Here is a 5,910-nt window from a genome sequence, read left to right as displayed (position 1 = left end):
CCATGCGCACGCTCTCTCGTGCCCCGGACGCAGCGCGCCGTGAACGGTGCGCTGCCGAGCCGGGGCCCAGTCCGTCTGCAGCGGGAAGTATAGCGTGGTTCCTGGCTCTGCGCAGCAGCGCAAGCGCGCTGCAGCGCGTCCGGGACAAGAGAGCTGAGCGTAGGCCGAAATTACCCGTCGATCTTGGCCGGGCGCAGCTCGACCGACTCGCCGCAGCCGCAGGCGGAGATCTGGTTGGGATTGTTGAAGACGAACTGGGCCTGCATCTTGTCGGCCTTGTAGTCCATCTCGGTGCCGAGCAGGAACAGCACGGCCTTGGGGTCGACCAGGATCTTGACGCCCTTGTCCTCGACGACCTCGTCGGTGGGGCGGATCTCGTGGGCGTATTCGACGGTGTAGGACTGACCGGCGCAGCCGCCATTCTTGACGCCGACGCGCAGGCCCACGATCTCGGAATCGGCGCGTTGGGTCAGCTCGCTGATGCGCTGGGCAGCGGCATCCGTCAGCCGCATCACCTGCGGGCGCGGCCGCCGCGGCTTCGGGGTGGATGCTGGGGTCGAGCCTGACGAAATCTGGGTCATGTTATCTATGTGGTCCGTTGCAGAACGAATTCAATGCGCGCCAAGACCGTCACCACATGTTCAGCACGAGGCGGGCCTCGTCGCTCATACGCTCGGGTGACCACGGCGGCTCCCAGACGACCTTGACGTCGACCACGCCGACGCCGGGCACGCTCGCCACCGCGTTCTCGACCATGGTCGGCAGCTCGCCGGCGGCCGGACAGTTCGGCGTCGTCAGCGTCATCTGCACGTCGACGGAACGGTCGTCCTTGATCTCGACCTTGTAGATCAGGCCGAGCTCGTAGATGTCGGCCGGGATTTCCGGGTCGAAGACGGTCTTGAGCCCGGCGATGATCTCGGTGGTCAGACGCTCGGTCTCCTCCGGCGGCAATGCCGAATGGGTCTCCATCGGATTGGCTTTGATTTCGGCCGTGTCACTCATGCGAACAAATCCCGCGCTTTCAGCAGCGCCTGTGCCAGATGATCGACTTCTTCCCGCGTATTATACATGCCGAACGAGGCCCGGCATGTCGCGGTCACGTTGAACCGCTCTAAAAGCGGCATCACGCAATGGGTGCCGGCGCGCACCGCGATGCCCTGGCGGTCGATCACGGTGGCGACGTCATGGGCATGAGCGCCTTTGAGCTCGAATGAGATCACCGGACCCTTGCCGCGCGCCGTGCCGATCAGCCGCAGCGAGTTGATCTCGCGTAGGCGCTCCTGCGCGTAGGCGGTGAGGTCGGCCTCGTGGGCGGCGATGCGTTCCTTGCCGATCGAATTGACGTAGTCGATGGCCGCGCCGAGACCGACAGCCTCGACGATTGCCGGCGTGCCCGCCTCGAACTTGTGCGGGGGATCGCCGTAGCTGATGAAATCCCGCGAGACTTCGCGGATCATCTCGCCGCCGCCGTTGAAGGGGCGCATGGCGACGAGATGGTCGTACTTGGCCCAGAGCACTCCGATGCCGGTCGGGCCATACACCTTGTGACCGGTGAAGACGTAGAAGTCACAGCCGATGTCCTGGACGTCGACCGGCAGATGCACCGCGCCCTGGCTGCCGTCGACCAGCACCGGAATGCCGCGGGCGTGGGCGATTCTGACGACGTCCTTGACCGGCACGATGGTGCCGAGCGCGTTCGACATCTGGGTGATCGCGACCAGCTTGGTCTTGGCGGTGAGCAGCTTCTCGAATTCGTCGATGAGGAAATTGCCCTCATCGTCCACCGGCGCCCATTTGATCACCGCGCCCTGGCGCTCCCTGAGGAAGTGCCACGGCACGATGTTGGAATGATGCTCCATGATCGAGATGACGATCTCGTCGCCTTCCCCGATGTTCGGGCCACCCCAGGACGACGCGACCAGGTTGATCGCCTCCGTCGCGTTGCGGGTGAAGATCACCTCTTCGGTCCGAGGTGCGTTGATGAATTGCGCCACCTTGGTGCGGCCGCCCTCATAGGCTTCCGTCGCCGCATTGGCGAGGTAATGCAGGCCGCGATGGACGTTGGCGTATTCGGACTGGTAGGCCTGCGTCATGCGATCGAGCACGGCGCTCGGCTTCTGCGCGGAAGCGGCGTTGTCGAGATAGACGAGCGGCTTGCCGTAGACCTGCATGGCGAGCGCCGGAAAATCCTGGCGCACACGCGCAACGTCATAGGCTCCGTTCTTGACCGCCGGATGCGTGCTCATTGGCGACGCTCCAGCCAGCGCTCGGCGATGCCGATCACGTGCTCGCGCAAGCCGTCGTCGGCGATCTGCTCGATCGCCTCGCCGACGAAGGCCTGGATCAGCAGCGCCTGAGCCTGCTTCTCCGGCAGGCCGCGCGCCTTCAGGTAGAACAACAGGCTGTCGTCGAGCGCGCCGGCGGTGGCGCCATGGCCGCAGGAGACGTCGTCGGCGAAGATTTCCAGCTCGGGCTTGTTGTCAGCCTCGGCCTCGTCCGAGAGCAAAAGCGCCCGCGTCATCATCTTGCCGTCGGTCTTCTGCGCATCGGGACGGACGATGATGCGGCCCTGGAACACCGAATGGGCGCGATCGTCGATCACCGCGCGGAATATCTCGCGGCTGACGCAGTTCGGCACGGCATGGTCGACCACCAGCGTGGTGTCACCGTGCTCGGTCTTCTTCAACAGATTCACGCCGTTGACCGAGAGCTCGGTGCCCTCGCCCGCCAGCGTGATGAAGCCCTGCAAGCGGCTGACCGCGGCGCCCGTGGTCATGTTGAAGAAGTTGAGCTTGGTGTTGGCGCCGACGGTGACGAATTGCGAGGTGATGTTCACGGCGTCAGGCGCATCGTCCATCAGGCGGATATGGGCGACGTCGGCGTCGTCGCCGACCGAGATGATGACGGCATCATTGACCTGGTAGGCCGCAGCGCCGGCGGCAACGAAGCTTTCGACGAGGGTGGCGCGAGCGCCCTTCCCGACCGTCACCTGCGAACGGGTGAAAGCCGACGCCGAGGCGGCGGTTGCAACATGGATGATCTGGATCGGCGCGGACAGCTGCGCGCCATCGGCGATCGACAACACGACACCGTCGGTCGCCAGTGCGGCGTTCAGCGCGATCACAGCATCGGTGCTCGCGGTCTTCAGCAGACCGGCATCCCTCGCCAGCGTCTCACGGAGAGTCTTGAAGCTTGCCTCGGCGACGAGCGGCTTCACGTCGGACAGATCGGCCGCGAATACGCCGTCGACGAGCACCAGCTTGCGGGCGCCAGCGATCGCATGCGCCTTCACCGCCTCCACAGCGCGCTTCAACGCAGCCGCGTCGGGCGTCGCGGCCAGCGGCAGCACCTCGCCCATCAGCGCACGCAGATCGGTGTATTTCCATTCCTCGATCCGGCGGTGCGGCAGGCCGAGACGCTCATAGGTCTCGAACGCCTCGCGGCGCACGGCGGTCACCCCGGGCGAACCCGGCAGCCGGCCTTCTGCGCTGGCGAAGAGATCGCTCACCGCGCGGCCGCTTCCGGTTTTTGCCACAGCAACGTTCATCTCCAACAATCCTTACGCGGCCTCGAACTGGGCGTAGCCGGACGCTTCCAGCTCCAGCGCCAGCTCCTTGCCGCCGCTCTTCACGACGCGGCCCCTGGACATCACGTGCACGACGTCGGGCACGATGTAGTTCAGCAGCCGCTGATAATGGGTGATGACGACCATCGCGCGCTCGGGCGAGCGCAGCGCGTTGACGCCGTCGGCCGCAATGCGCAGCGCGTCGATGTCGAGGCCGGAATCCATCTCGTCGAGAATGCACAGGCTCGGCTCGAACAGCGCCATCTGCAGCACCTCGTTGCGCTTCTTCTCGCCGCCGGAGAAGCCGACATTGACGCCGCGCTTGAGCATGTCCTGCGGGATGTTCAGCGACTTCGAGACTTCACGGACCTTCTTCAGGAAATCAGGCGTCGAATATTCGCTCTCGCCGCGCGCCTTGCGCTGCGCGTTGAGCGCGGTGCGCAGGAAGGTCATGGTGGCAACGCCGGGAATCTCGACCGGATACTGAAATGCCAGAAACACGCCCTTCGCGGCGCGCTCCTCCGGCGCCATCTCCAGGAGGTCCTCGCCCTTGAACAGGATCTGACCGTCGGTGACCTCATAGCCGGGCTTGCCGGCGATGACGTGCGAGAGCGTCGACTTGCCGGAGCCGTTCGGCCCCATGATCGCGTGCACCTCGCCTTCGTTCACGGTCAGCGTCAGCCCATGGAGGATCTCACGCTCCTCGACACGAACCTTGAGGTCTTTCACTTCAAGCAAAGCCATAATGTTTTTCCATCTATCCCCTCGTCCTGAGGAGCGCCGAAGGCGCGTCTCGAAGGATTGAGGCCACCAATCTTTCCGAAATCCATCCTTCGAGACGGCCGCTGACGCGGCCTCCTCAGGATGAGGCCGGAGCTAGCCGACCGATCCTTCGAGCGAGATCGAGATCAGCTTCTGCGCTTCCACCGCGAATTCCATCGGCAACTGCTGCAGCACGTCCTTGACGAAGCCGTTGACGACGAGGCCGACGGCCTCTTCCTGGCTGAGCCCGCGCTGGATGCAGTAGAACAGCACGTCCTCGGAGATCTTCGAGGTCGTCGCCTCGTGCTCGAACGTCGCGGACGAGTTCTTCGCCTCGATGTAGGGCACGGTGTGCGCGCCGCATTTGTCGCCGATCAGAAGCGAATCGCAGGCCGTGAAGTTGCGTGCGCCGGTCGCCTTGCGATGGGCGGTGACGAGGCCGCGATAGGTGTTCTGCGACTTGCCGGCGGCGATGCCCTTCGAGATGATCCGGCTCGACGTGTTCTTGCCGAGATGAATCATCTTGGTGCCGCTGTCGACCTGCTGATAGCCGTTCGAGATCGCGATCGAGTAGAACTCGCCGCGGGAGTTGTCGCCGCGCAGGATGCAGCTCGGATATTTCCAGGTGATCGCCGATCCCGTCTCGACCTGGGTCCAGGAGATCTTGGAATTGGCGCCGCGGCAGTCGCCACGCTTGGTGACGAAATTGTAGATGCCGCCCTTGCCTTCCGAATTGCCGGGATACCAGTTCTGCACCGTCGAATATTTGATCTCGGCATCGTCATGCGCGACCAGTTCGACCACGGCCGCGTGCAGCTGGTTCTCGTCGCGCTGCGGTGCGGTGCAGCCCTCGAGATAGGAGACGTAGGAGCCTTTGTCCGCGATGATCAGCGTGCGCTCGAACTGGCCGGTGTTGCGCTCGTTGATGCGGAAATAGGTCGACAGCTCCATCGGGCAGCGCACGCCCGGCGGCACGTAGACGAACGAGCCGTCGGAGAACACCGCCGAGTTCAAGGTCGCGTAGAAATTGTCCGAGGTCGGCACCACCGAGCCCAGATATTTCTGCACCAGTTCAGGATGCTCGCGAATCGCTTCCGAGATCGGCATGAAGATCACGCCGGCCTTCTTCAGCTCTGCCTTGAAGGTGGTCGCAACCGAGACCGAATCGAAGACGGCATCGACCGCGATCTTGCGGCGCGCAGGGTCTTCCTCGCCGGGCTTGGGCTCGACCCCTTCGAGCATGGCGACTTCCCGCAAGGGGATGCCGAGCTTCTCGTAGGTCTTGAGGATCTCCGGATCGATCTCGTCCAATGACGAGACCGTCTTCTTCGGCTTCGGCGCCGAATAGTAATAGAGGTCCTGGAAGTCGATCCTGGGATAGTCGACGCGGGCCCAGGTCGGCTCCGTCATGGTCAGCCAGCGCCGATAGGCTTCCAGCCGCCACTGGAGCATCCAGGCGGGCTCGTTCTTCTTCTCGGAGATGAACTTGACGGTTTCTTCCGACAGCCCCTTCGGGGCTTTGTCGGACTCGATCAGGGTCTCAAACCCATAACGATACTGGTCGACGTCGATGCGCTTCACGC

The 5,910-nt window shown here is 64.0% G+C and carries 6 protein-coding genes; all 6 read right to left on the bottom strand.

From position 1 onward, the window contains the following. Positions 1-170 precede the first annotated feature (170 nt). The gene (locus JHD07_RS30775; RefSeq protein ID WP_291628968.1) at positions 171-581 is read right to left on the bottom strand and encodes an iron-sulfur cluster assembly accessory protein; all 411 of its coding nucleotides are present in this window, start codon (positions 579-581) and stop codon (positions 171-173) included. A 49-nt stretch (positions 582-630) separates the two neighbouring features. Further along, on the bottom strand, positions 631-1,002 hold the full coding sequence (locus tag JHD07_RS30770; protein ID WP_063683732.1) for an SUF system Fe-S cluster assembly protein: 372 nt from the start codon (positions 1,000-1,002) through the stop codon (positions 631-633). Beyond that, on the bottom strand, positions 999-2,246 hold the full coding sequence (locus JHD07_RS30765) for a cysteine desulfurase (RefSeq protein ID WP_291628961.1): 1,248 nt from the start codon (positions 2,244-2,246) through the stop codon (positions 999-1,001). Before JHD07_RS30765 ends, JHD07_RS30770 begins: the two co-directional genes overlap by 4 nt. Next, complete coding sequence (gene sufD, locus JHD07_RS30760) at positions 2,243-3,547, bottom strand: Fe-S cluster assembly protein SufD (protein ID WP_291628960.1); 1,305 nt, start codon at positions 3,545-3,547, stop codon at positions 2,243-2,245. Before sufD ends, JHD07_RS30765 begins: the two co-directional genes overlap by 4 nt. A 12-nt stretch (positions 3,548-3,559) precedes the next feature. Then, a complete protein-coding gene (gene sufC, locus JHD07_RS30755; RefSeq protein WP_291628958.1) occupies positions 3,560-4,309 on the bottom strand; it encodes a Fe-S cluster assembly ATPase SufC in 750 nt (249 codons plus the stop codon). A gap of 132 nt (positions 4,310-4,441) precedes the next feature. Further along, a complete protein-coding gene (sufB, locus tag JHD07_RS30750) occupies positions 4,442-5,908 on the bottom strand; it encodes a Fe-S cluster assembly protein SufB (RefSeq protein ID WP_291628956.1) in 1,467 nt (488 codons plus the stop codon). Positions 5,909-5,910 lie beyond the last annotated feature (2 nt).

Source organism: Bradyrhizobium sp., from assembly GCF_016462955.1.
GTDB lineage: Bacteria > Pseudomonadota > Alphaproteobacteria > Rhizobiales > Xanthobacteraceae > Bradyrhizobium.
The sequence above is the reverse complement of the archived record's forward strand: the minus strand, read 5'-3'. Positions and strand labels throughout refer to the sequence as shown.

What these genes read in the sequence shown, in the direction of transcription:
- JHD07_RS30775 (WP_291628968.1), bottom strand. Translation starts at nt 581, where the DNA reads ATGACCCAGATTTCGTCAGGCTCGACCCCAGCATCCACCCCGAAGCCG.
- JHD07_RS30770 (WP_063683732.1), bottom strand. Translation starts at nt 1,002, where the DNA reads ATGAGTGACACGGCCGAAATCAAAGCCAATCCGATGGAGACCCATTCG.
- JHD07_RS30765 (WP_291628961.1), bottom strand. Translation starts at nt 2,246, where the DNA reads ATGAGCACGCATCCGGCGGTCAAGAACGGAGCCTATGACGTTGCGCGT.
- sufD (WP_291628960.1), bottom strand. Translation starts at nt 3,547, where the DNA reads ATGAACGTTGCTGTGGCAAAAACCGGAAGCGGCCGCGCGGTGAGCGAT.
- sufC (WP_291628958.1), bottom strand. Translation starts at nt 4,309, where the DNA reads ATGGCTTTGCTTGAAGTGAAAGACCTCAAGGTTCGTGTCGAGGAGCGT.